General features: G+C 53.2%; 22 protein-coding genes. 18 read left to right on the top strand and 4 right to left on the bottom strand.

Features of this window, described 5'->3' with window-relative positions; genetic code table 11:
• Positions 1–30: 30 nt before the first annotated feature.
• The gene (gene rpsD / locus NYE33_RS26010) at positions 31–630 is read right to left on the bottom strand and encodes a 30S ribosomal protein S4 (RefSeq protein ID WP_039297946.1); all 600 of its coding nucleotides are present in this window, start codon (positions 628–630) and stop codon (positions 31–33) included.
• Between the two features lie 391 nt (positions 631–1021).
• Between rpsD and NYE33_RS26005 the strand changes: the two genes are divergently transcribed.
• From NYE33_RS26005 to NYE33_RS25985, 5 genes are all read left to right on the top strand, one after another.
• On the top strand, positions 1022–3022 hold the full coding sequence (locus tag NYE33_RS26005) for a sensor domain-containing diguanylate cyclase (protein ID WP_076245401.1): 2001 nt from the start codon (positions 1022–1024) through the stop codon (positions 3020–3022).
• Positions 3023–3195: 173 nt separating this feature from the next.
• The gene (locus NYE33_RS26000) at positions 3196–4062 is read left to right on the top strand and encodes a hypothetical protein (protein ID WP_076245403.1); all 867 of its coding nucleotides are present in this window, start codon (positions 3196–3198) and stop codon (positions 4060–4062) included.
• A 95-nt stretch (positions 4063–4157) separates the two neighbouring features.
• Positions 4158–5273: an aminopeptidase gene (locus NYE33_RS25995; RefSeq protein WP_341068205.1), complete on the top strand. Its 1116-nt coding sequence runs from the start codon at positions 4158–4160 to the stop codon at positions 5271–5273.
• A 138-nt stretch (positions 5274–5411) separates the two neighbouring features.
• Positions 5412–5657, top strand: coding sequence for an HPr family phosphocarrier protein (locus NYE33_RS25990; protein WP_042136544.1), 246 nt, complete (start codon positions 5412–5414; stop codon positions 5655–5657).
• 178 nt (positions 5658–5835) lie between these two features.
• On the top strand, positions 5836–6138 hold the full coding sequence (locus NYE33_RS25985) for a YlaN family protein (protein WP_039297956.1): 303 nt from the start codon (positions 5836–5838) through the stop codon (positions 6136–6138).
• Between the two features lie 72 nt (positions 6139–6210).
• Here NYE33_RS25985 and cax read toward each other — a convergent pair whose 3' ends face one another.
• Positions 6211–7281: a calcium/proton exchanger gene (gene cax / locus NYE33_RS25980; RefSeq protein ID WP_042136546.1), complete on the bottom strand. Its 1071-nt coding sequence runs from the start codon at positions 7279–7281 to the stop codon at positions 6211–6213.
• A gap of 154 nt (positions 7282–7435) precedes the next feature.
• On the opposite strand from cax, the gene NYE33_RS25975 reads away from it, so the two are divergent.
• Positions 7436–7801, top strand: a complete 366-nt coding sequence (locus tag NYE33_RS25975) for an Asp23/Gls24 family envelope stress response protein (protein WP_019911482.1) — start codon at positions 7436–7438, stop codon at positions 7799–7801.
• Between the two features lie 484 nt (positions 7802–8285).
• Positions 8286–9677, top strand: coding sequence for a group II intron reverse transcriptase/maturase (gene ltrA, locus NYE33_RS25970; protein WP_081969899.1), 1392 nt, complete (start codon positions 8286–8288; stop codon positions 9675–9677).
• Positions 9678–9787: 110 nt separating this feature from the next.
• Here ltrA and ftsW read toward each other — a convergent pair whose 3' ends face one another.
• Both ftsW and NYE33_RS25960 read right to left on the bottom strand, forming a co-directional pair.
• The gene (ftsW, locus tag NYE33_RS25965; RefSeq protein ID WP_081969965.1) at positions 9788–11056 is read right to left on the bottom strand and encodes a putative lipid II flippase FtsW; all 1269 of its coding nucleotides are present in this window, start codon (positions 11054–11056) and stop codon (positions 9788–9790) included.
• Positions 11053–11400 carry a YugN family protein gene (locus tag NYE33_RS25960; protein WP_042136549.1) on the bottom strand — a complete coding sequence of 116 codons (348 nt, stop codon included), beginning with the start codon at positions 11398–11400 and terminating at the stop codon, positions 11053–11055. Before NYE33_RS25960 ends, ftsW begins: the two co-directional genes overlap by 4 nt.
• A 239-nt stretch (positions 11401–11639) precedes the next feature.
• Between NYE33_RS25960 and NYE33_RS25955 the strand changes: the two genes are divergently transcribed.
• From NYE33_RS25955 to NYE33_RS25905, 11 genes are all read left to right on the top strand, one after another.
• Positions 11640–12812, top strand: a complete 1173-nt coding sequence (locus NYE33_RS25955) for an amidohydrolase (protein WP_042136551.1) — start codon at positions 11640–11642, stop codon at positions 12810–12812.
• 80 nt (positions 12813–12892) lie between these two features.
• On the top strand, positions 12893–13324 hold the full coding sequence (locus NYE33_RS25950) for a CBS domain-containing protein (protein WP_042136553.1): 432 nt from the start codon (positions 12893–12895) through the stop codon (positions 13322–13324).
• A 173-nt stretch (positions 13325–13497) separates the two neighbouring features.
• Positions 13498–15210: a DNA repair helicase XPB gene (locus NYE33_RS25945; protein ID WP_341068202.1), complete on the top strand. Its 1713-nt coding sequence runs from the start codon at positions 13498–13500 to the stop codon at positions 15208–15210.
• Positions 15207–17366 (top strand): helicase-associated domain-containing protein, encoded by a 2160-nt coding sequence (locus tag NYE33_RS25940; protein WP_341068201.1) that lies wholly within the window; start codon positions 15207–15209, stop codon positions 17364–17366. The genes NYE33_RS25945 and NYE33_RS25940 overlap by 4 nt, the downstream gene beginning before the upstream one ends.
• A 46-nt stretch (positions 17367–17412) precedes the next feature.
• On the top strand, positions 17413–17850 hold the full coding sequence (locus tag NYE33_RS25935; RefSeq protein ID WP_042136559.1) for a YlbF family regulator: 438 nt from the start codon (positions 17413–17415) through the stop codon (positions 17848–17850).
• 42 nt (positions 17851–17892) lie between these two features.
• The gene (locus tag NYE33_RS25930) at positions 17893–18156 is read left to right on the top strand and encodes a YlbG family protein (RefSeq protein WP_020432997.1); all 264 of its coding nucleotides are present in this window, start codon (positions 17893–17895) and stop codon (positions 18154–18156) included.
• Between the two features lie 788 nt (positions 18157–18944).
• Positions 18945–20465 carry an ethanolamine ammonia-lyase reactivating factor EutA gene (locus tag NYE33_RS25925; protein WP_341068199.1) on the top strand — a complete coding sequence of 507 codons (1521 nt, stop codon included), beginning with the start codon at positions 18945–18947 and terminating at the stop codon, positions 20463–20465.
• A 21-nt stretch (positions 20466–20486) separates the two neighbouring features.
• The gene (locus NYE33_RS25920; RefSeq protein ID WP_341068197.1) at positions 20487–21842 is read left to right on the top strand and encodes an ethanolamine ammonia-lyase subunit EutB; all 1356 of its coding nucleotides are present in this window, start codon (positions 20487–20489) and stop codon (positions 21840–21842) included.
• A gap of 20 nt (positions 21843–21862) precedes the next feature.
• The gene (eutC, locus tag NYE33_RS25915; RefSeq protein ID WP_340946373.1) at positions 21863–22573 is read left to right on the top strand and encodes an ethanolamine ammonia-lyase subunit EutC; all 711 of its coding nucleotides are present in this window, start codon (positions 21863–21865) and stop codon (positions 22571–22573) included.
• A gap of 608 nt (positions 22574–23181) precedes the next feature.
• Positions 23182–24090, top strand: a complete 909-nt coding sequence (locus NYE33_RS25910; protein WP_341068195.1) for an EAL domain-containing protein — start codon at positions 23182–23184, stop codon at positions 24088–24090.
• Positions 24071–25039 (top strand): GGDEF domain-containing protein, encoded by a 969-nt coding sequence (locus tag NYE33_RS25905; RefSeq protein WP_341068193.1) that lies wholly within the window; start codon positions 24071–24073, stop codon positions 25037–25039. Before NYE33_RS25910 ends, NYE33_RS25905 begins: the two co-directional genes overlap by 20 nt.
• Positions 25040–25103 lie beyond the last annotated feature (64 nt).

Here is a 25103-nt window from a genome sequence, read left to right as displayed (position 1 = left end):
GCTTTGATCAGATTCGCTGGAAGCAGAATCTTAACGGTTGTAGAATTCGACGATTTGTTTCTCATCGATATCTTGGGACAGCTCGGCACGTTCCGGCAAACGAATGTATTTGCCTTCGAATGAACCATCAGCATATTCCAAGTAGCCTGGAAGGTGGGAGCGGTTGTCAAGAGCTTCTTTGATAGAACCCATAGCGCGGCTTCTTTCACGAAGTCCGATAACGTCGCCCACGCTTACGCGGTAAGAAGCGATGTCGACTTTTTTGCCGTTAACGGTTACGTGGCCGTGGGATACCAGCTGACGTGCGCCTGCACGGGAGTTAGCAAATCCAAGACGGTAAACCAGGTTGTCCAAGCGGCTTTCGAGCAGGAACATGAAGTTTTCGCCCGCGATACCCTGGAGCTTTTGTGCTTTGGTGAAAAGAGTTTTAAACTGCTTTTCGCCCAAGCCGTACATGTGACGCAGTTTTTGTTTTTCCAAAAGCTGCATTCCGTAGTTACTTACTTTTCTGCGTTGGTTAGCGCCGTGCTGTCCTGGTGGGAAAGGGCGTTTCAGGTCTTTGCCTGTACCGCTTAGGGAAATGCCCAGACGGCGGCTGAGTTTGAATTTAGGTCCGGTGTAACGTGCCATTATAGTAGACTCCTTTTAATTTGCAAATGTATTGTAGGGCCTATTTGCGCCGCAAATCGTATCCGTGAAAGCGTTAGATGGTTTCACACTGCCGAGGGAAGTTCAGCCGCTGCCCTGGCAGTAACGAAATGCGTAGAGGGTGACACAACGTTACGCCCAATTAAGACTTGTTACAGTCTTGTTCAACAATAAATATTATATGAAAATGACAGTCAAAGTCAAGCGCAACTTAAAAGAGTTTTTGTCTATCTTTGTCGTTAGTTCTTTGGTCCTAAAAAAAATCCCGGTTTTGAGGAAAATATAATGCAATACCTAAGAAAAGGGAGTAAAATATAGCTAATTAGATGTTATCGGGAAAATTTGATATCAAATAGCAAAGGGGATCCTCTTTATGTCGGAGCAGGAAGCATACGACCGCAAGGGCAGTCGTATGCTGTTACAGGACACCAAGCAATCAGGCGGAGATTATGAAGATCCCGCTGCTTGGCTGAGGGAGACGGACATAGTGTCCCATGATTTTCCTTATGCAGCCAACCTGATTGCCGAGAGTTTCAATGAATGGCTGGGACAGGCCGTACCGTCCTTCGCCAAGTCCTGGAACTGGTGTGTACTGAACTATGAAGCAGAATGGATTGATCCCATATACGAATTCCGGCAGGGGCGCTGGAAGTCAGAATGGGAAGAGGCGGCGGGAGCCTGCCTGCGCTCTGGCGGGATGCATGCCATTGAGGTTCAGGAGGATGGACAGGCGCGGACATTATTAGCTATGCCGATCTTTACACGCGGGCACGGGGAAATATTCGCGGTCCTTGGCTGTGAGATGCCGTCAGAGCAGTATGCCGAGGGTGGAAGACATACGGCAGAAGCGATGTCGATGCACTTCCAGACCTGCTTTTATCATAAATTTGAACATGTATTTGTTTCGGATCTTGCAGGTGTGCACCTGCATGCCGAGCGGGAGAGCAGCCGCCGTTCACTGCTCTTTCAGATTGTCCAGCGGATGCATGACAACATAGATGTGGATGCCGTGCTTACCGAGGTGATCGACAGTATTGCGGCGATGTATCCCGGGGCGCGGCTGGACCTGTTCATGTCGCAGGACCACCGCAGTACGCATCCCCAGGTCAAACCGCTGCCGCTCCACTGGGCCATTAATGACGTCTGTGCCAGAGCCTTCAAGGATGGACGGGTTGCGCTTCATGCCGGACGTGAGGACAGCTGTACGGTCGAGGTAGGTCTTCCGCTCGGAGGCAAGCAGGGTGTCTATGGTGTCTTTCATATGGTAATGGACAAGCCCTCCTTCCGTGAAGTGGATCTGCGTTTTCTGACCATGGTTGCGGATACGGCCGGCACGGCATTCGAGAACGCCAAGCTGTATGAACGCTCCAACCAGCTTATCCGGGAGCTGCGTATGAGTAATGAGCTTACGCAGCGCCTCAATCAGAGCCTGCGTCTTGGGGATATTTTTCAATTTGCCTTTGAGGAGCTTCTGGGGATGTTCGAGGCCGATTATTGCTGCATCCTCCATATGAATGAAGAAAGAGGCGGACTCGAAGTCATTGCCTGTAATCATATCCCGCTGCTGGGGGAATTGGTGGAAGCCGGGCAAGGACTGGGCGGGAAGGTCTATACTTCAGGCGAGCCGCTTCTTCTATCCGACTATAAGTACGCCGCCGGAATGACCTCTAAGCTTTTGGATGCGACCGGCTCGCAGTCGCTGATCGCCACTCCGCTAAATGTAGGGGGAGAAGTCCGGGGGGCTATTATGCTTGCCCATAAGGACGCCCACTTCTTCTCCTACGACAGCTACAGGCTGCTGCAGGCTATGGCCGGGCATATCGGGCTTGCGGTCGGCAACGCGCGGCTGCATGCTGAAGTGCGGCGCCTGGCGAACCGCGACAGCCTGACCGGACTCTTCGCCCGGCATTATCTGGATGAGGAGATCAAACAGCGGCAGTCTACGGATTTCTGCGGAACGCTGATTGTTGTTGACATCGATCAGTTCAAGGCGGTCAATGACACTTACGGCCACCAGAAGGGTGACAAGATACTGAAGCAGGTAAGTGAAATTGTGAAGTCCTCGATCCGCCAGGGGGATATCGCGGCCAGGTGGGGCGGAGAAGAGCTTGCCGTGTATCTGCCCCAGCTTGGGGTGCAGCAGGCAGTATTTGTGGCCGAGCGCATCCGCAAGCGGGTGATGGGGGAGACGGAGCCGCGTGTAACCGTGTCCTGCGGTATTGCAGAGTGGAGCTGGACAGATGAGCGGGTGAGTGTAGAATCGCTGTTCTACCGGGCGGACATGGCGCTGTATGAAGCCAAGAACAACGGCCGGAACCAGGTAGTGATTGATAACAAAATCGTTGAGAATACCGCTAAGAATCCTTGGGCCTAAGCCTCAAGGGTTCTTTTATTTATTTTTGGGGCCCCCGCAAAGTACTTGAGTCATCATCGAAGCCTAAGCTCCACTTTGTGGGGTTGTTTTTGGGGTTAATTTGCGTATAAGCCCTGCAATCAGGGAGACCCTAGGAAGAATGAATGATAATCCGACCGGAGGTCTTGAATGCCATGGTGAAATTATTGCTGTCCCGTGCAGGAATCCTCTCCCTTGTCCTGCTGATCTGCTTGATTCCTGTAAGCGGCTGCCGCGTCATGAATGACAGGCCGGCTGACGAGGATCTGAGTCTCGTGCTGGCCGGGATGGACGGCAGTGACGGCGTTTCCTTCGAAGGGGCGGCAGCGCTGCTGGTCGGCGGCAAGGCGGTTCCGGAATCCTCACTCTATTATGGAGGAAAGGTGGCGGACCATAACAAAGTCAGCTTATATTCCCTGCTGCCGGACGGGAGCCAGCCGGGTGCCGCCGCCGGATCAGCTCCGCATCCTCTTGAGCAGGGCTCAGGGGATGTTCCGGTCTACTACACCAGACTGGTGAAGGAAGACGGTGAATGGAAGACGCAGCAGGCAGCGCCGGCTCTGCAGGAGAGCAATCCGCTGGAGGCGCTGAACCCGCTCCGGCAGCTGGAAGAGCTGGAGGGGCTGGAGAAGACGGTAACCGAGGAGGCGGGGAGTGCCAGGGGAACCCGCGTGCTGCGCATTGAACTGACGCCGGAGGAAGCGCGCAGCCAGCTGTCGGCGGAGCTGGAACGGGAGATGCAGGCGATAAGGCCGGCTAGCCAGGTTGCCGCTGGAACGGCTGCTGGGGAGCCCGCTAAGGAGCTGGAGGCACGCGCAGCATTATGGGAGCAGAAGCAGGCTGAACTGCAGCAGAGACTGAAGCAAGCCAGTATCAGGACGGTTTATTATCTCAAGGTAGATGCGAAGCGCAATCTGCCCGCGCGGCTGACCTGTAACCGGACGACAACCTCCCCCGGCAGTGCGGGAGTGGTTACTGAGGAAACCTACATTACACAGGTTGATTTCTATGGCTATCAATGAAAGCTCACATGCCGTAAGAGCTTGCGCTCTTTAGCGGGCGTGCTACAATATAACGGTATATTTATTTTCAGCATGAGGAAGGAAGAGAGAGAAACATGAATGATCCACGAATTCAGAAGCTTGCGGCGAACCTGGTAGGGTATTCCGTAAACGTACAACCCGGCGAGAATGTGCTCGTCGAAATGATCGGCAGTGAAAGAGATTTAATTAAAGCAGTAGTGGAAGAAGTGGGCAAAGCCGGAGGCCGTGCATTTGTACAGCTGACGGATCGTACCGTTCTGCGCAGCATGCTTAAATATGGTACACCTGAAGGCATCCAGACCTGGGCAGAGATCGATCTGAACCGGATGAAGCAGATGGACTGCTATATCGGCATCCGTGCCGGTGAGAATGTCAATGATCTGGCTGATGTGCCGGAAGAGAACATGAAGCTCTACAATTCACTCTATTCCCACCCGGTACATAGCGAACAACGCGTCAAGCATACCAAATGGGTAGTATTGCGTTACCCTAATGCCAGTATGGCGCAGCTTGCCAATACAACAACCGAGGCTTTTGAAGACTTTTACTTTGCGGTCTGCAATCTGGATTATGCCAAAATGGACAAAGCCCAGGATTCGCTGGCTGAGCTTATGCGCAGAACGGACAAGGTGCGGATTGCCGGTCCCGGAACGGAGCTTACCTTCTCCATCAAAGGCATCGGCGCAGAGAAATGCTCCGGCCAGAAGAACATTCCCGACGGTGAAGTCTACAGCGCACCAGTGCGTGACTCTGTGAACGGGACGATCAGCTACAATGCTGCGACGCTCTATAACGGCGTGACTTTTGAGAATGTGAAGTTTACGTTTGAGAACGGCAAAATCATCGAAGCCTCCAGTAATGACACGGTGCGGTTGAACGAGATACTCGATTCCGATGACGGCGCGCGCCATATCGGTGAATTCGCCATTGGCTTCAACCCGTATATTCTGCATCCGATGAAGGACATTCTGTTCGATGAGAAGATCGCAGGCAGCCTGCACTTTACACCGGGCCAGGCTTATGATGTTACGGACAACGGCAACCGTTCGTCCATTCACTGGGATCTCGTGCTCATTCAGCGTCCGGAGTACGGCGGCGGAGAGATTTACTTTGACGATGTGCTGATCCGCAAGGACGGGATTTTTGTGCTGCCGGAGCTTGAAGGTCTGAATCCCGAGAATCTGAAATAAAATGTAATACAAAGCTCTGAAATGCAAGCCTGTAAGCTTGTTTTCAAGAAACACCTTGCGTGAGTAAGCGGATTCAATGTATCATGGAATTGGTTACAAATGAACTTAAGTTTATTATCAAGTTGCGGAGGGATTTCTATGTCCAGTAACAATGCGGCAATCGTGGATATTGCACAAACAGCCAGCCAGTTTAATTCTTCTATCGTTCTTCAAGCGGACAACAAGTACATTGATGTTAAGAGTATCCTTGGTCTGTTCACTACTCTGGTATCGAGCCAAAGCTACGAGCTTCATGTACATGGCACAGATGCCGAGGAAGCCAAGAAAGCAATGAGCGAAGTATTTGCTAAGCACAATTTGAACTTTACAGTTGTAGCGGAGTAATCCATTATTTCCGAAGACGTCCGGCCTTGCGGCAGGGCGTTTTTGCTGTGTGACCCGTAATATTTGTCCGTTCTTCACGAATCGTAAACTGAATTCTTGTATTAGGTCCTGATTTCGACTAATATTAAGTATAATAAGCAGTAGAAGCTGTAACTTTTGGACATAGGGGGGATAATGCATGACTTCATCGGATTTGCAGGAACAGCTTAATATCAAAGCAATCAATCTTCTACAAGAAGATGCCAATAAAATTGAGAAGCTTATTGAAGTGCAGATGGAGAATTTGGCGACTCGTTACTGCCCTCTCTATGAGGAAGTGCTGGATACCCAGATGTATGGTTTCTCCAGAGAGGTTGATTTTGCGGTCAGAGCCGGGCTGGTGCCTGAATTCACAGGCAAGCAGGTCCTGAGCAAGCTGGAACGCAACTTGGCTGTACTGTACGAAGCACTCAATAAGAAGGCTGAGGAGCGGGAGATGTAATTCCGGTCATTCATAAAAACGCACACGGGGACCCGGGAGGCCGCTCATGTGCGTTTTTTTTGTGCAGAGTTGTTATACCAGATAGAACGATACACCGAGAATCAGATATACCGCGAGCAGCAGCAGACCTTCGTACCAGTTGGTTGAGCCGTCCTGAATAATCGACTTGGCGATAAATACCGATACAGCAATAGCTACAATCTCGATGGTGGTGAATACGATGGACATGGTGTTGCCCATGAAGTAGCTGGCAAAGATCAGCACCGGGGCAACGAACAGGGCAATCTGCAGACTGCTTCCTACGGCAATCTCTACCGCAGCGCCGATCTTGTTCTTCATGGCCAGCATAATGGCTGCACTGTGCTCGGCGGCATTACCTATGATTGCCACCAGGAATGCACCGACGAACAGCTCACTGAAGCCGAAGCGTTCTGTCAGGGTCTCCAGGGTGCCGACTAGCCATTCGCTGACGAAAGCGACCATAACCGTAGCGACCACCAGGTAGAGGATCGAACGGTTTCTGGACCAGACCGGAGCATGCTCATTAGGCAGCTCTTCTGCACTGTCATCCGTTACATCAGCGAGATATTTCTTGTGCGTAATCATAGAGAAGACGAGCCAGGCCATGTAAGCGGCAATCAGGAGGCCGGCGACGACAAGGCTGAGTACATCTGTATCCTTCTCTGTGATAGAGTGGGTGTTGAAGAACATGGCGGGCACGAACAGGGCGATGACGGCAACAATCATCAGCGATCCGTTCAGCCCGGCGAGCGTGACATTGAAGTTCTGAACCTTGAACTTCATACCGCCGGCAAAAATACTGAGTCCCAGCACCAGCAGGAGGTTACCGATGATCGAGCCGGTGAGACTGGCTTTGACCATGTCGAAAAGTCCTTCTTTGACCAGGAAGAAGGCAATGATCAGTTCGGCAGCGTTGCCGAATGTGGCGTTAAGGAACCCTCCAAGCCGCTGACCGGCATAGTGGGCTACGCTTTCTGTCGCCCGGCCGAGGAAACCGGCCACGAAGATAACCGAGATAGCGGATAATACGAACTGCAGGGTATGGTCCCAGTCCGCATAATGTCCGATGGCGCTGAGGAGGAAGGTGATGACCAGCAGCGCCGGCGAGATCCATTTTTTCAAGGTAAAGCACACTCCAGTCTCTGTATGTAGGTTGAATTCATAATCAATATACCCAAATTGTTCCTGACTGTAAACGGGAATGCGAGAAAGTCATTTGCTTTTTAGCCTGTTTTCGAATTACAATAATTGATAATGAGTGTAGGGGGGATATGGCATGGCAGAACAACTTCAACTAGAAATGGGAAATATACGGATATCGAATGATGTTGTCTCGAAAATTGCCGGATTGGCAGCTTTGGAGACTCCCGGAATTGCAGCCATGTCTGGCGGTTTGTCTGAGGGCTGGGCGAAACGCCTGAGCGGTAAGAATGTGCAGAAGGGCGTTACTGTTGAAGTGGGCCAGCTGGAAGCGGCAGTGGATTTGCGCATTATTGTTCTCTATGAAACGCCGATTCATGAAGTGTGCCGGATGCTGCAGCAGAATGTCCGCGAGGCTGTGGAGAGCATGACAGGGCTTCATATCGTAGAGGTAAATGTTAAGGTAGAAGGCGTGGCCTTCAAGAACGATGAGATCTCGTAAGCGCTAACTGTATAAGGAGCATAACGGGTACACAAAAGGCAGTCCGGGGAGTTCATCCGGACTGCCTTTTGTTAGTACGCCCAGCATGGGCGTCATCTTTAGGGTGAAAGTCCCGAACGGGGGCTGGCGAGCGCCTACCGTTAGCCAAGGGCAAGGGTGTCCACCGTGAGGTGGAATCTGAAGGAAGCCGGAGGCAAAAGCACGGGCCAAGGTACACGAACTGGATTTGAGGCTGTGTCAGTCGGATGAGTCACCTAAACATGACGAAATCCAAAGCCGCCAAGGGCTGGCGCGGTATACTCCAGTGGTCGCGGGCAGACAGATGACGTTCTTATCTGGGGAGACCTGTCAGATAAGCAAGAAAAAAAACTTGTAACCGTAGCTGAGAGGCTGCGCTGAACTGGCAGGAGTCAGCAGAAGCCATAGTACGTAAGCTGTTGCAACAATTTACGGAAGGGCTGAACCGAAAGGAGAGAGGAAAGCGATGCGTTCGCATGAAGAGCAACGACAGCAGAATATCTCGCAAGGGAGCTTGCGGCAAAGAGAAGCGGTGAAGCCGTCAGGGTATGCCGGAGCGCCGAGTTCTTCGTCGGCACAAGTCGTCCCTTCCTCTCGCGAAGACCAGAACAACTTGCTGGAGCAAATGCTCAAAGGAGATAACCTTCGACTCGCTTACAAACGAGTGGTGCAAAATGGAGGAGCGCCCGGTGTGGACGGTGTAACGGTAGCGAATCTACAAGTTTACCTGAATACGCACTGGGCATCGGTGAAAACTGAACTTCTGACGGGAACTTACAGACCTGCGCCAGTCAAACGGGTGGAAATCCCCAAACCTGGAGGCGGTGTACGGCAGCTAGGCATCCCGACTGTGATGGACCGTTTCCTCCAGCAAGCACTTTTACAAGTCATGAACCCGATCTTTGACGCACAATTCTCGTGGTACAGCTACGGCTTTCGGCCGGGGAAGAGCGCGCATGACGCCGTTAAACAAGCCCAAAGATATATCCAAGGCGGCCTCAGATGGGTCGTGGATTTGGATCTGGAGAAATTCTTTGACAAGGTAAACCACGACATGCTAATGGCAAGAGTGGCGCGGAAAGTGGAGGACAAAAGAGTGCTGACGCTAATCCGTGCTTACTTAAACGCCGGAGTTATGGTGGATGGAAAATGGGAGCGTAGCCGGGAGGGAACGCCACAAGGCGGTCCGCTTAGTCCGCTTCTAGCAAACATTCTATTGGATGATCTGGACAAGGAACTGACCGGGCGAGGTTTGCGATTCGTACGCTACGCGGACGACTGTAATATCTTTGTGGCGAGTAAACGAGCAGGCGAGCGTGTCATGGAATCGGTAAGTCGGTTTGTAGAAGGAAAGCTAAAACTGAAAGTAAACGGGGAGAAAAGTGCGGTAGCGAGACCTTGGCACCGAAAGTTCTTAGGATTCAGTTTCCTGAGCCAGAAACAGGCAACGATTCGGATTGCTCCGAAGAGTCTCGCAGCTTTTAAAGGGAGAATTCGAGAGCTAACGAAACGTACCTGGTCCATTTCCATGGAAGAAAGGATTTACCGACTGAACCGCTATCTGATGGGTTGGCTCGGTTATTTCCGTCTAGCCTCGGCGAAGACACACTTCCAAACACTGGACCAGTGGATTCGGAGGAGACTTCGAATGTGTCTGTGGAAACAGTGGAAACGAGTACGTACACGAATCCGCGAGCTTCGAGCACTCGGGGTTCCAAAGTGGGCTTGTTTTAAGATGGCCAACTCGCGGCGAGGCGCGTGGGAAATGTCCCGGAACACGAATAACGCCCTTTCGACTTCCTATTGGGAAGCAAAAGGGCTGAAGAGTTTACTTTCACGCTATCTGGAACTTTGTTAACCTTTTGGAACCGCCGTATGCGGACCCGCATGTACGGTGGTGTGAGAGGACGGGGGCTTGCCGCCCCCTCCTACTCGATTACCCTATTCAACCGCTCAGGATGCAGCCTCTTAACGGGCACGCGTGCTGGCACGGCTATTCGCACGTACCTGTCTGACGGTAGTGACGGACTTGACGACTTCCTCTTTGGAGGGACGGTTGGTTTCCCTGGAGATGCTGAGCATAATCCCCATACAGAGCATGGTGACCAGCAGGGAAGAGCCCCCGTAGCTGATGAAGGGTAACGTAACTCCCGTAAGCGGAATGGTGTTGGTCACACCGCCGATATTGATAAAGGCCTGAATCGCAATCAGCCCCATCACACCTATGCCGACCAGTGTGCCGAAGGGGTCTGTACACCGCAGCGCGATCAGAATGCCTCTCCAGATGAAATACAGATAGAGCAACAGGAAGATGGAGGTTCCTACAAATCCGAGCTCTTCACCGATAATGGCAAAAATAAAATCCGTATAAGGGTACGGCAGATAGTGCAGCTTCTGGATGCTTTGGCCGAAACCGGAGCCTTGTGTCCCGCCTTCTCCCAAAGCGATCAGTGACTGCATAATGTTATAGCCGCTGCCTTCCGAGTTATTCTCGGGGTCCAGGAAGGCCTCGATCCGGCCTTGTCTGTAATCCTGATTGGCCGCTGCCTTCTCGGTCGGCGGCGACAAGGAGTCGATGGCTGTCTTGGCTCCCATGACAAGAGCGACACCCAGGACCAGCAAGCCGATTGAGCCAAGAATATGCTTCATGCTCGCGCCGCCGGCATAGATAACAAGACCGCTGGTAGCCACGAGAATCAGACAAGAGCCCAGATCCGGCTGCATCATGATCAGTCCGGCCACAATACCGACGATGATCATCACAGGAATGTATCCGGTGCGAAGATCCCGCAAACGTTCGCCTTTTTTGGTGATGAGTGCAGACAGGTACAGAATGATAGAGATCTTGGCCAGCTCGGTAGGCTGGATGCCAAGGCCTCCGATGTTCATCCAGCTCTTGGCTCCGTTAATTCTCTCGGTGGTAGCCACGAAGAGCAGGAGCACCAGCGTGATGACGAAGATCGGAGCGTACCATTTCTTGAACTTGCTGTAATGGATATTCATCACAGTGAACATGACGAAGCTTCCCAGCACGGCCCAGACTAACTGGCGTTTCACGAAATAAAAAGCGTCATAGCTGAATTTCTCACTGGCCAAAGTTAAGCTGGAGCTCGCGCTGAAGACCATGACCAGACCGAAGCCGACGAGCAGCAGGGTAAGAATAAGCAACTGGAAATCGGGCGTTCCTCTTTTGGGCAGGCTGGCTTTGGAGGCTGTTTTTCCCTTCGCGGTACTCAAGCTTCCAGCAGCTCTTTCAATTGATGAATATGCTCTGTTGCGGTATCCAGTACCGCCTGAGGCACCTTAGATTCATACTCCAGACCGTGGGGGAAAGTGGCTTTGCCCAAGTAGACGGCTTCAATGGCCAGTATGGCATCCGCCTTTTCCAGCTTCCCTTCCACAGCGCGGGTGTTGATCCGCAGGAAGTACTCGCCGCCGTTCTGGCGGTCTTCTATCTTGCAGTCGTATGTAGCGCGGTAGTATTCCCACTGCCAGCGGATAAACCCGGCTTTGGTTGCGCTCTCGTCCAGATAAAGAAGGTCACTCTTCAATCCTTCGAGGCCCGTGTTCTCAAATATCATAGCGCACAACTCCCCTGTATGAAGTATAATGATACATTTGTAATTAAAATTTGCGATGTTCCTCCTCATGATAGTATGTTTCACGGGGTTGTGCAAGGTAGAGCGGGCCTATTGATACCCACTTTTTTGTGTTTCTGCTACAATAAAAGATATATGGCATGCTGCGGCCGGTCTTTACATAGAAGAGTCAGACTGCAGGCTTGTCCGAAGTATGCTGCCGGAGAAGGGAATGGAGAATTATGGAGAGGTTAGCGGTAGAGGAGCTGCTGCCGGAGATGGTGAAATGGCGCCGCCATTTACACCGCCATCCGGAGCTGTCTTATCAGGAGAAGGAGACATCCGCCTATGTCGGGGCAAGACTGTCCGAACTTGGGATTGAAGTTAGAAGAAGCGGGTCCGGCTACGGACTGACAGGTATACTTACAGGGGCACTGCCCGGCAGAACAGTTGTTCTGCGTGCAGATATGGATGCCCTGGCGATAACTGAAGAAAATGGACGGGAATATGCTTCGCAGAATCCCGGGGTTATGCATGCCTGCGGACATGACGGGCATACGGCTATGCTGCTGGCTGCGGCTGCCTATTACAGTGCACGCCGTGAAGATATCCGCGGCGAGATCCGTTTCCTGTTCCAGCCGGCGGAAGAGGTCTGTCCGGGCGGTGCAATGGGGATGATCGCAGAAGGTGTGCTGGACGGTGCAGATGCCGTCTATGGACTGCATCTGTGGACGCCGTTTCCGCTAGGAACCGTAGGCAGCGCGCCAGGCCCGCTGATGGCCTCCGCCGATGAATTTTTCATCGATATTATCGGCAAGGGCGGCCACGGCGGCATGCCGCACCGTACGGTGGACAGCATTGTGGCAGGGGCGGCCCTTGTCACCCAGCTGCAGAGCATTGTCAGCCGGACTGTAGATCCGCTGCGTCCTGCAGTGGTCAGCGTAGGAACGATTCAAGGCGGATCTGCCCAGAATATTATTGCCGAGCGCTGCCGGATTACCGGGACTGTGCGTGCGTTCGATGAAGAGACACGCTATCTGATCCGTCGCAGAATCGAGGAGATGACGGCTTCCATCGCAGCAGCGTATGGTGCAGAGGCGACTGTCGAGTATCTGATGGGTTACCCGCCGCTGGTGAATGATGAAGCGGAATTTAACCGCTTTTACCGTGTCGCCCCGGAAGCGCTGGGAGAAGGCGCAACTGTTATGCTGATGGAGAAAATTATGCCTGCGGAGGACTTCTCCTATTATGTTAAGGAAATCCCCGGCTGCTTCATCTTTGTGGGCGCTGGCAATCCTGCCAAGGATGCCGTCTATCCGCATCATCACAGCAAATTTGATTTTGACGAGGATGCCATGCTCTATGGGGCGAAGCTTCTGGTAGCCATGGCCGATTCCTGTCTGAATGAACAATAATGTATTTGTATAATATTTGACGCTTGAGGAAAAACTACTCACAAATGGCATGGTGACATGGCAGACAGGAGGGTTCATTCTTGAAGACAGTCAAGGAAGTAATGACCGCCAATCCGGCTTCGGTCACGCTGCTCGATAATATCTATGAGGTTGCCGTCAAAATGAGAGATTACGGGACGGGCTTCATTCCTGTAGTAGATTCGGCCGACGGGGCAACGCTGCTGGGTGTAATCACGGACCGTGATCTTGTATTACGAGGCTATGCGGACAAGCATCCCGGCTCCACAGCCGTTGAAACCGTCATGAGCCGGGAGGTTATCTCCATTTCGGAGACGGCTTCTGTTGATGAGGCAGCGGAACTGATGGCTTCAAGGCAAATCCGCCGTATTCCGGTGACCCGTGACAAGAAGCTGATCGGAATTGTGTCGCTTGGCGACTTGGCGGTGAAAAGGATTTATGCGGATGAGGCAGCAGAGGCGTTAAGCGGAATCTCCCAGCGGCAGCTGCATTAAATAGGGTTATGGGAAGCTCATGTCCGTTAAACGGAGGTGGGCTTTTTCAAAATTGAAATTAATATGCAGAAAGCCCCACGTTGTGGGGTTATTTTGTGCTACCTGTTTATGGGGATAATCCATTTCCTGCTGTATTAAAGCTTATACACTGTAGATCACAAGGAGGGAATACTATGAATGCTGATGGAAAGGGTGCGTGCATTACCAGAAACGACCGGACCATTCTGCTGGAATGCGGCCATCCCGGATATGAGGAAGCCCGGGCAGTCCTGGCTGATTTTGCCGAGCTTGTCAAAAGCCCTCCGGTCTATCACACCTACCGGATAACGCCGTTGTCCCTGTGGAATGCAGCGGCTGGAGGCCAGGAGGCAGAGGCGGTTATTGCTAAGCTCCGCATGCTGTCACGCTGGGGAATTCCCTCCGGCCTTGAGGGTGAAATCAGGCAGCTGATGGCCCGGTACGGAAGATTGCAGCTGCGCACGCATGAAACTGATCCGCTGCTCATTACGCTCTCGGCTGATCAGGCCGGACTGCTGGATGAACTGGAGGGCAGCCTGATTCTGAAAGAGCTGGGCTGGTACAGGGCAGGCTCTTTGCAGAGCCATTGTCCGAAGAGCAACAGGGGGCTGCTCAAGCAGAAATTAACAGGACTTGGTTATCCTGTACTCGATTATGCCGGTTTCCGGGACGGGCAGGAGCTGAAGCTTGCCTGGACGGAGGAAGCGGGGAAGGGGGCCGGAATTAGCGGCGAGGCTTTCGGGCTCCGGGATTACCAGAGAGATGCTGTACAGCAGTTCCAGGGGATTGGGGGCATCGGCGGCAGCGGTGTTGTTGTTCTGCCTTGCGGTGCGGGCAAAACGGTAGTAGGGATTGCAGTACTGGAGCATCTGCAGTGTGAAACGCTGATTCTTACCTCCAGCACGACCTCGGTCGAGCAGTGGCGGGGTGAGCTGCTGCAGCGGACGACCCTGAACGTGGATGAAGTCGGGGAATATTCCGGTGAGAAGCGGGAGGTACGGCCTGTCACGGTCGCCACCTATCAGATTCTGACCCACCGTACAGCCAAGGGAGGGCCGTTTGTCCACATGAATCTGTTCAATGAGCGGAACTGGGGACTCATAATTTATGATGAGGTCCATCTGCTTCCGGCTCCTGTCTTCAGGGCAACGGCAGACATTCAGGCTACGCGCCGGCTGGGTCTTACAGCAACGCTGGTCCGGGAGGACGGCAGGGAAGGTGATGTGTTCTCCCTGATCGGGCCCAAATGTTACGATCTACCCTGGAAGGTGCTGGAGAGGCAGGGATGGATTGCGGCAGTGGATTGTACAGAAGTGATAGTCCCGATGGATGAGCGGCTGCGGCAGCAATATATCTATGCCGGGGCGAAAGAACAGTTCCGCCTTGCGGCCGGCAATCAGGCTAAGGCTACGGCCGCGGCATCGATTGCTGCGACACATGCCGGGGCGGCGATCTTGGTGATCGGCCAGTACCTGGACCAGCTGGAGCAGCTGGCGGAGACTCTGGGCGCACCGCTTATTACCGGCAAAACTACACAGAAGGAACGGAGCGCATTGTATGCCGCCTTCAACGAAGGGCGGTTGCCCCTGCTGGTCGTTTCGAAGGTGGCTAATTTTGCCGTCAATCTGCCGGATGCCTCGGTGGCGATTGAGGTATCCGGAGCCTTCGGCTCACGGCAGGAGGAGGCTCAGCGGCTGGGGCGTATTTTGCGGCCTAAGCCGGGCGACAACAAGGCGTATTTCTATACGCTGGTCTCGGGGGACAGCAGGGAGCAGGAATTTGCCTTGCGGCGCAGGATGTTTTTAACCGAGCAAGGCTACGATTACGCAGTCAGAATGCTGGAATCCGCGGAGGAGGCTATTCTATGATGAGACAGGAGCCTGATGCAGATATTCAGAAGCTGACGCCGGAAGCGCAGGCAGTGCTCCAGGCGATTTGTGCGGAACACGCAGCCAGTCCTTGGGCGGCGGATACCATTGAACGGCTGCGGCCGGCATTCCTGTGCCGTGCTGAGCAGGAGCTGGCGCTGAATGAGCTGCTCATGGCAGGGATGCTGGAGCTGCGCCAGAAAATGTGGGGAGAGAAGCTGTATCAGATCCCGCAGCAGAGGTTCCCCCGGATCGTGCGGAGCTTCTGGCCTACCCGTCCGCAGAGTCTTGGAGAAACAGATGTACAGGCCCAGCTTGCTGCCTGCACGGGTCTGGCTGCCGAGCTGTTCCGGGGACTGTTATTTACAGCGCGGGAGGGCTTGCCGCTGACGTCCAAGGGACTTATACACAAGAAGCAGCTCGGTCTGCTGGCAGGCCAGCTGTCGATGCAGGAGGAGCATCTTGCTGGACTTAAGCTCAACCAGGCCAGTTCTGAGCCTTACCCGCTTCCGGTAACCGTTATCGTAGATTTGATGGCTGTTCTGGGTCTGATCAGCCGCAGCAGCAGCGGATATTTAATAGACATAACGAAGCTGCAGTGCTGGCTGGCGCTGACTGAGCAGGAGATGACCGATACGCTATACCGCATTGTAATTAGCCGATACGGCTTACCGGAGCCTGCCGGACAGCATTTCAGACATCTGATCTCCACGGCGGAATTCCCCCCGGGAGAATGGTTTGCCGTGCCGCCTCTTCTGGAATGGATGATACAGAGCGGCCTTGCCAAAGAGCAGTCTGTTGCTGGGCCGGACGGTCCGGAGCTGCATGCGTCCGCCATGGCCTGGCTCCGCTGCCTGGCAGGCTTCGGCTGGTGTGACCTGGGTTATTCAGCCGAGGGAGAGCCCTGCTTCCGGTGGAAGGCAGTGAAGCCGCAACTGGACGGAGCTTCGGCAGGTACAATAGAGCCGGAGATAAGCGGAGAAGATACAGGTATAGTGAAAGCGGAGGAATCGCAGCCAGATGAAGCCTGCGGCGGATCTGCTGTACCAGAAGGCCGGCCAGAACATGAGCATGATTATGAGCAGGAGCAGGAGCAGGAGCAGGAGCAGGTGCAGGTGCAGTCACTCTCCGGCAGCTCATTGAAGCCAGGGGAGACTAGCGCGGACTGGGGTTTGCCTGCAGAATTTGCTGTACCTGCGGCCGGCAGGTTCGTTGTCCAGCCGGATTTCGAGGTGCTGGTCCCGCCTGAAGTTCCGTATACCATCCGCTGGACCCTGGCAGGATACGCCGAACTGCTGCATAATCAGGACCTCTGGAGCTTCCGGCTGACCCGGGAAATGCTGGAGTCCGCAGCAGAGCTGGGCTGTCCTCCAGGGAATGCCATTGCTTGGCTTACCGCGCATGCTCAGGGGGGGCTGCCGGAGCAGGTGGAGCTGTCGCTTCGGCAGTGGGCTAAGGGAATCGGGCGGACATCATTGTCCGAGGTTATTCTGTTGTCCTGTGCAGGTGAACAGGAGAGCGGAGATATTGCTGCGCATCCCCGGCTGCAGGATATTCTGACCCGGATTGGCCCGCTCCACTTCATCGTTCGCCCGGAATCTGTCGGCCAGCTGCGCAAGGAGCTGGCTGCAGCCGGGCTGGCTCCGCCAAGAATCATCGGCGGCCGGGAGGAGGCCTTGCAGCCTTACAACCCGTTCGGACCTTTTGAACGGCCCGCAGCAACATTCCGTTATGAGCTTCCTTCTCCCGTCGGGGAACGGGGACTGCTTGGTGCTGCAGCGTATCCGAAGCTCCTGCCATTGGCGGGGACAGCGCAGGATCAGGAGCTGCTTCCGGGTGAAGATGCCGTTCCGCAAATGTGGTTCAACAAGTGGAGGCAATACCATGTGACTACGGCGCAGAAGGTGATGGAGCAGGCGCTGGGCTGGGGAATCAAGGTTAGAATTTCTGTGCAGGGCGAAACTGCAGACTTCATTCCGGAGCAAATAAGCGGCCGCCCGTGGAGAGTACGGGGGAATCTGCTGCGTTCAGGTTCAGGGACTGTAGAGCAGATGCAGCTTGCCGCCGAAGACTGGCAGGAAATGAAGCTGCTGCATCCGGTCAAACAGAGAAATTCCTCTTCTTCTCGAGCAGCCGGATATGTTATGATAAGGTAGTCTACCGTTTGCGGTAGAACATTAATGCAGAAAAGAGTTGAAGTTCATGAGCGTAGCGGAATTAAATACGGTCGATATGGCCGAAGTGCTGACATACGCCTATGAATTAGGCGATATGATTAATCAATCCGCCGAAGTGTCGGATTACTTATACTGGAAAGGGCGGGTCGATCAGAGCCCCGAAATCCAGGCCATGGTCAGACGGCTGCAGAGCAAGAAGGAGCTGTTTGAGGAGACACAGCGGTTTGGACATTTTCACCCGAACTATCATTCGGCCAAGGATGAGGTTGAGTTAGTAGAGCGGGAGCTGGAACAGTTCGAAGAGGTTGTCCGCTTCAAGAATGCGGAGAAGACGCTGGATGATATTCTTCACTCCATGTCTGAAGCAATCGCCTTCTCGGTATCGGACAGCATCAAGGTTCCGAGCAATGACCCGTCCCCCAAAGGCGGATGCGGCAGCGGAGGCAAATGCTCTTGCGGATAAGCTGGCCGTATAGAGAATAGAGAAAGAAAGGCGGATGAGCTTATGTTTGCGGAACGGACAGGTTATATCGTTTGGGTTAGCGACGTCAAGGCAGCGCGTAACCTGGAGAAATACGGAACACTGCACTATGTTTCCCGAAAGATGCACTATGCGGTAATGTATGTGAACGCGGAACGCGCCGAGGAAGTTATGAAGAATGTCCGCAGACTTTCCTACGTGCGTAAGATTGAACGTTCCTACCGCAATGAACTCAAGACTGAATACACCAGCAATGGACCGGACAAGTCCCGTTATTACGGTTTGTAAATTTAAATATAGCCATTTTGGACAGGCGCCGCTGGCGTCTGTTTTTTTGTATTTAATATATTTTATGATCACATAAACAATTTGCCAGCGGTAGGGCAGACGAGCCGAATGTAAGCGGAAAACCGAATACAATGTGCCAATGATAGGGTAGATGAGCCGAATGTAAGCGAAAAACCGAATACAATGTGCCAATGATAGGGTAGATGAGCCGAATGTATGCGAAAAACCGAGTACAATGCTCCAATGATAGGGTAGATGAGCCAAATGTATGCGAAAAACCGAGTACAATGCTCCAATGATAGGGTAGATGAGCCAAATGTATGCGAAAAACCGAATACAATCTGCCAATGATGGGGTAGAAGAGCCAAATGTATGCGAAAAACCGAATACAATCTGCCAATGATGGGGTAGAAGAGCCAAATGTATGCGAAAAACCGAATACAATCTCCAGCGATAGGGAAGACGAGCCAAATGTATGTGAAAAACCGAGTACAATACTCCAGCGATGGGGCAATGAACCGAATGGGGTATGATTACCTTGGAATCTGCCGAAAGCGGGATGGATGACATTTTCCCGGGGGAATGTTAACTAAATTGACAGCTAATCGCCGGTGACTTACTATATCCTCAAGGAAAGCAAGCTGATCCCGCTGGGATTATCTGCAATAGATCTATACAATAAATACAATACAATAAATACAACACAATGAGTTCAACAGAGGTCTCAGACGTAATAGGCAGGCATGGCAGAGCGGTGCAAGGCTGATAAGGCGTCTTTTTTTTATACTTTGGCAATTATTTTGGCACTGGAGCAGGCGGGAGGGAACGGCATAGAACCGAAGCGCGAAATCACCAGTGTCGGAATTGATATTGGAACAAGTACGACTAAAATAGTCTTCAGCAGACTTACGGTCGGACGGAGATATGGTCTGTCCATGCTGCCGCAATATCAAATCACGGAGCGGAATATTATATATGAGAGCCCGATGCATCTAACACCGCTGATAGGCGAATCGCAAATCGATCTTCCGGCGCTACAGCAGATCCTGTCGGCAGAGTACCACAGCGCGGCACTGAAGCCTGAGGAGGTAGATACAGGGGCTGTCATTATTACTGGAGAAACGGCGGTAAGACCGAACGCGGATTCCATCCTCCATCAGCTGGCGGGGGAGTCGGGAGAGTTCGTGGTTGCCCAGGCAGGCGGGGATCTGGAGGCTGTCCTTGCAGGTAAAGGCGCTGGAGCGGAAGCTCATTCGCAAAGAGCGGCGGGGACGATAGTCAATGTGGATATCGGAGGCGGTACGGCAAACGCGGCATATTTCAATAGCGGAAGTTGCAAAGGAACCTTGAACTTTCATATCGGCGGCCGGCTGATCATGCTGGATAAGGCTGGAACCGTAGCGAAAATATATCCCGCAGCCCGGCAATGGCTGAACCGTGAAGGGCTGTGGCTGCAAGAGGGGGAGCAGGCGGACTGGCCTGTGCTGCAGGAGGTCACCCGGAGATGGAGTGAACTGCTGCTGGAGGTCCTGCTTAAGGGCAGTGATCCGCAAGCCTGTCCATTAATCTATGGTCACCCGGACCTTCCGGCTGCATTTGCAAGAGAGGCTACAGTTACGGAGCTTTGGATCTCCGGGGGTGTGGGTGCATTAATGGAGCAGGCCGCTCCCCGCAATATCGCGGAGACTGCAAGGTATGGGGATATCGGGCCGCTGCTGGCTCATGCCATTAAAAAGGCGGCCGAACACTACCCGGTGAAGCTGCAGGCCGCTCCAGGCGCGCAGCGGGCTACAGTGATTGGTGCCGGTGTTCATACCCTGCAGCTCAGCGGTTCAACGGTTTATGCAGACCCCAACCTGCTGCCGTTGCGGAATATTCCCGTTGTAGAGCTGGTCTGGCCCGTACAGGTCCAGGATGTTGAGCAGCCGGATGCGTTTTTAGCCTCTATACAAGCCGCTTTTGCTGCGGGAGCCATAAGGCACGGTTCAATTGAACCGGAAGTAATGCAGTTTGCAATCGCCATCCCGGAAATCACCCCCTGTTCCTATGCTGTGTTACGCCGGATTGCTGAAGCAGTGACCGGGTGTTCCCGGAAGTATAAGCTGAAGCTTTGCATCCTGATCTGTGAGAATGACATTGCCAAAGCTTTGGGCAATTGTATCTATCTGCTATCCCAAGGCCGGCAAGCCTGCGTCTGTCTGGACCAGATTACAGTGGCGCATGGCGATTATATTGACATTGGAATCCCGGCGGACGGGAATTATATACCGGTTGCCGTTAAGACCCTGGTTTTCAATTCAACAAATTAGGCGGAAAGGAAGTGATAACCGATGAAGCTGACAGTCTCCCTGCTTGGCGAGAGCTACCGGTTTCATGATCTGAAGGAGCTGTTTGCCAAGGCAAATGAAGAAAAGTCCGGGGACCAGCTTGCCGGAATCGCTGCAGCGGACGACCGCGAACGGATGGCAGCCAAGCTTGTGCTGGCCGATTTGACCCTTGCGGATATCCGCAGCCACCCGCTGCTGCCTCCAGAGACTGACGAGGTGTCCAGAGTGATCGAAGAGGGAGTCGATGAAGCGGTCTACGAAACGATCCGCAACTGGACGGTTGGAGAGCTGAGAGAACATCTGCTCGCTGCATCTGAGACTGAGGTGCGCCGGATCGGCAGAGGCCTGAATAGTGAGATGGCCGCTGCGGCGGCCAAGCTGATGTCTAATCTGGATCTGATCCAGACCGCGGCCAAGTGTGAAGTGATTACCCGCTGCAATACTACGCTGGGAGAACGCGGGCGGCTCGGGAGCCGGGCCCAGCCCAATCATCCTACGGATGATCCGCTGGGGATGAAGGCTTCCATCTATGAAGCATTGAGCTACGGCATCGGGGATGCGGTAATCGGTATCAATCCTGTCATTGATACAACAGACAATATTATCCGCCTCCTCCACGAAACCAAAGAGGTCATTCACAGATGGGGCATACCAACGCAAAACAGTGTGCTTGCCCATGTGACCACCCAGATGAGAGCCATATCCAAGGGGGCTCCGGCGGATCTGATCTTCCAGAGTCTTGCCGGTACAGAGAGCGGCAACCAATCCTTCGGGATTGATCTGCGGCTGCTGCAGGAGGCGGATCAGCTGATCCGGGAGTCCGGCACGGCCAGCGGGGAGAACCGCTGGTATTTCGAGACGGGCCAGGGATCTGAGCTGTCAGCGGGCAGTCATCACGGTGTGGACCAGCTTACACTGGAATCCCGCTGCTATGGTCTGGCCAAAGCATTCAAGCCGTTTCTGGTGAACACCGTCGTCGGTTTTATCGGACCTGAGTACCTGTATGACAGCAAGCAGGTAATCCGGGCCGGGCTTGAGGATCATTTCATGGGCAAGATCCAGGGACTCCCGATGGGTGTGGATGTCTGTTATACGAACCACATGAAGGCAGACCAGAATGACATGGATAACTTAGCTGTCCTCCTGGCGGCCGCCGGAGTGAACTTCTTCATCGGGGTACCGATGGCGGATGACTGCATGCTGAATTACCAGTCGACCAGCTTTCATGATATTGCTACTGTACGTGAGCTGCTGCGTCTGCAGCCGGGGGCAGAGTTCTCAGCTTGGGCGGAAAAAATGGGTATCCTGAAGAATGGCCGACTGACTGCACTTGCCGGTGATCCGACGCGGTTTTTCTAAACAATGAAGGAGGAGCAAGCATGGTATTCCACGATCCGGATGGAATGGAAAGATTGCGTAAGGCTACACCGGCGCGGATCGGCACAGGCCGGGCAGGAACACGGCCGACGACCCGTGAGCAGCTGCAGCTGCGCCTGGATCATGCGGCTGCAGTCGATTCAGTATACGGCAGCGTCAGCAGCATCTTGCTGGATGATCTGGAGCTGTTTGCGGTTAACTCAGAGGTGACGGACAAGGAGCTGTACCTCAAACGGCCGGATCTGGGCCGGCAGCTGCCGGAGAGCAGTATCCGGCTTCTGCGGGAGCGCTGTATCCAGGCTCCGCAGGTGCAGATTGTGGTGTCGGACGGACTAAGTGCCGATGCCATTGAAAGCAACCTGCGGGATATCTATCCGGCGCTGCTGGACTCTCTGGCGGTTCACGGGCTTACTGCGGGGACGCCGTTTTTTGTGCGGAAGGCCAGGGTCGGCTGTATGAATGCTATTGGCGATATTCTGGAGCCCGAAGTGATTGTTCTGCTGATCGGGGAACGTCCGGGGCTGATCACCTCCCGGTCCATGAGTGCTTATCTTGGCTACAGGCCGCGTTCCGGAATGACAGATTCCCAGCGGATGGTCCTATCCAACATTCATCAGGGAGGTACTCCTCCGGTAGAGGCCGGCGCCCATCTGGGCAGCCTGATCGCCAGGATGCTGGAGCTCAGAATGAGCGGAGTGGGCCTGGAGCTGTAACTGAGCTTTAATTCTAACGTATCCTATAAGTCACATGCTCTTTTGTGTTTCTAACCTAACCTCATTCCGCCAATGCGGGCCTGAGGTTATTTGCTGTACCCGGAAATACCTTGAGTATGTTCCGGTTAGTACAACAGCTCATTTAATGCAACAATTTGTGTATCCAGAATCAATTGGGTATTCAATGATAGTTGTAGTTTGTGCAGTTAAAAACAGCGAAAAGATGTGTTTGCTCCGTATAACTGTATTCTGTACAACTAAATCTGCCAAATTGGGTGGAAACCTTCTGCAACAGCCACTTTAATTGCACGAAATACAACTAAACGTTGAGGGGGTTCAAAGTCAGAGGATTTAGTTGTACAAAGTGCAATTAAGCATACCGGATACTCCTAGGCATATACCATAACCGGATCACTGCAGACCCTCAGCAGGCGTTTTGCCTAAGTGATTTGTACTAGTGTGAATCTGACGCTATACCAGTCCGGGATTGTCCTAAATTACTGCCGGAAACCGGTGACTGCCGCCCATAGTTTATACCTGCTTAATACTTCCGGACTATGCTGGAGAGAGGGTGACAAAATTCACGAAGAAAACATACAGGTGATAAAATGAATAAATCAGGGACACTGTCCCGCAAGCTCGCGGCGCTGCCGCAATACTTTCAGCATCTGAGCGGAAGATTCAGGGAAGAAGCCAGGGAACTGGGCAGATTATCGGTGCTGCTTGATATTATGGATAAGGAGATGCTGGATACATACTTTCAGCCGATTCTGCATCTGCGGAGCGGGACAACGATCGGACATGAAGTGCTGAACCGTCCGCCCAGTTCTCCGCAGTTCCCGAGCACCGAGCATTTCTATGATTTTGCCGGAAGGACAGAGCAGATGTTCAGATTCGAGCAGTACTGCAGGAGAATGTCCTTGTCCCGTTATATGGAGAGGCTGCCGGAGGCTGATGCTGCGGGTGATAAGCTGGTATTTGTTAATGTGCATCCGGGGGTGCTGAATGATTCCCGCCACAAAAGCGGTGAAACCCTTACCCTCCTGAAGGAGCTGGGGCTTGCGCCGGAGCGTGTAGTGTTTGAGCTGACGGAACGTCAGGCCGTGCAGGATTATATCGGATTCGAGAAAGTGTTGTCCCATTATCGTGAACAGGGCTTCAGAATTGCGGTGGACGATGCCGGCTCCGGCTACAATAGTCTCAAGACGCTGGTCTACCTGAAGCCGGAGTTCATTAAGCTGGACAAGTCGCTGATCCGCGGGATTCACAGCAGCAGGGAACAGCAGGAGCTGCTGGAGCTGGTCCGGGAATACGCGGAGCGCTCGTCTACCCGGGTGATTGCCGAAGGCATCGAGACGGCGCAGGAGCTGCTTTTTTTGCAGATGGCAGGAGTGGAGTTTGGTCAAGGTTATGCGCTTGGAAGACCGGCCCATCTGCCTGAGCATGGAGGATTCCCGTCTTCGGCACTGCCGTTTCCAGTAAGAGGAGGGTATAGGCATGTTTCTTCAAATTGGTGAAATCGCCGAACAGATTCCGGAGATTACGATCCATCACAAATGTGAGTATGTAGATCAGATTTTCAAAAAGAATCCACAGCTCCAGGGCGTCGCAGTAACTGACAATGGCTGTACGGTAGCGCTCATCATGAGAATCCGTTTTTATCAGCAGATCGGTACGCTGTATGGTTATACGCTGTATATGGGCAGATCCGTGGAGCTGGTGATGGATAAAAATCCGCTTGTGGTGGACTATAAGACGCCAATCATTGAGGTGAGCAGGCTGGCTATGGCCAGGAACGAAGAGAATCTGTACGACTATGTGATCGTCACCCACGGGAACGCATTGTCCGGAGCGGTGAGCGTGCGGGATCTGCTGCTTAATTTTGCGGAAATTCAGGCGGTGGCGGCCAGCTTTCTGAACCCGTTAACGGGACTGCCGGGCAATGTCAGTATTACAGAGTGGATGGTTAAATCGCTGCTGCAGGAGCAGTTCAGTGTTCTTTACATTGATCTGGATCACTTTAAGGCCTACAACGATACATACGGGTTCAAGGAAGGCGACCGGATGATTCAGGCTACGGCGGAGCTTCTGAAGCATGAGGCGCTGCGTCTGGACGGTTTTTTGGGACATATCGGCGGGGATGACTTTATTATCTTCATCAGCCATTATCAATATGAGGAGTGCTGCAGGAGCATCATCAGGGCGTTCGATATGGTGGTACAAGATTTCTATCATGCCGGGCATCTGGCCCAGCAGTTTGTGCTGACCGAGAGCCGTTCAGGACGGATGGAGGAGATTCCGCTGGTCTCGATCTCCATCGCCGTTGTAACCAACCGCAGCCGCAGATTCGCTTCGGTTGAGGATCTGTCCGAAGAAGCGGCCCGCTTCAAAAAAAGCTGCAAAATGATCAAAGGCAGCAGCTATGTCGATGACAGCGATATCAGCCTGCACAAGATCGGACACTAAGACTCACGCCTGTACACTTCACAGGGAGGGCGGAATGCTTGAACAACAGACATCAATGCGGTAA

Origin of the sequence: Paenibacillus sp. FSL R10-2199, assembly GCF_038000235.1 — a bacterium.
GTDB lineage: Bacteria > Bacillota > Bacilli > Paenibacillales > Paenibacillaceae > Paenibacillus_AQ > Paenibacillus_AQ phytohabitans.
This window is presented reverse-complemented; position numbering and strand designations above follow the sequence as displayed.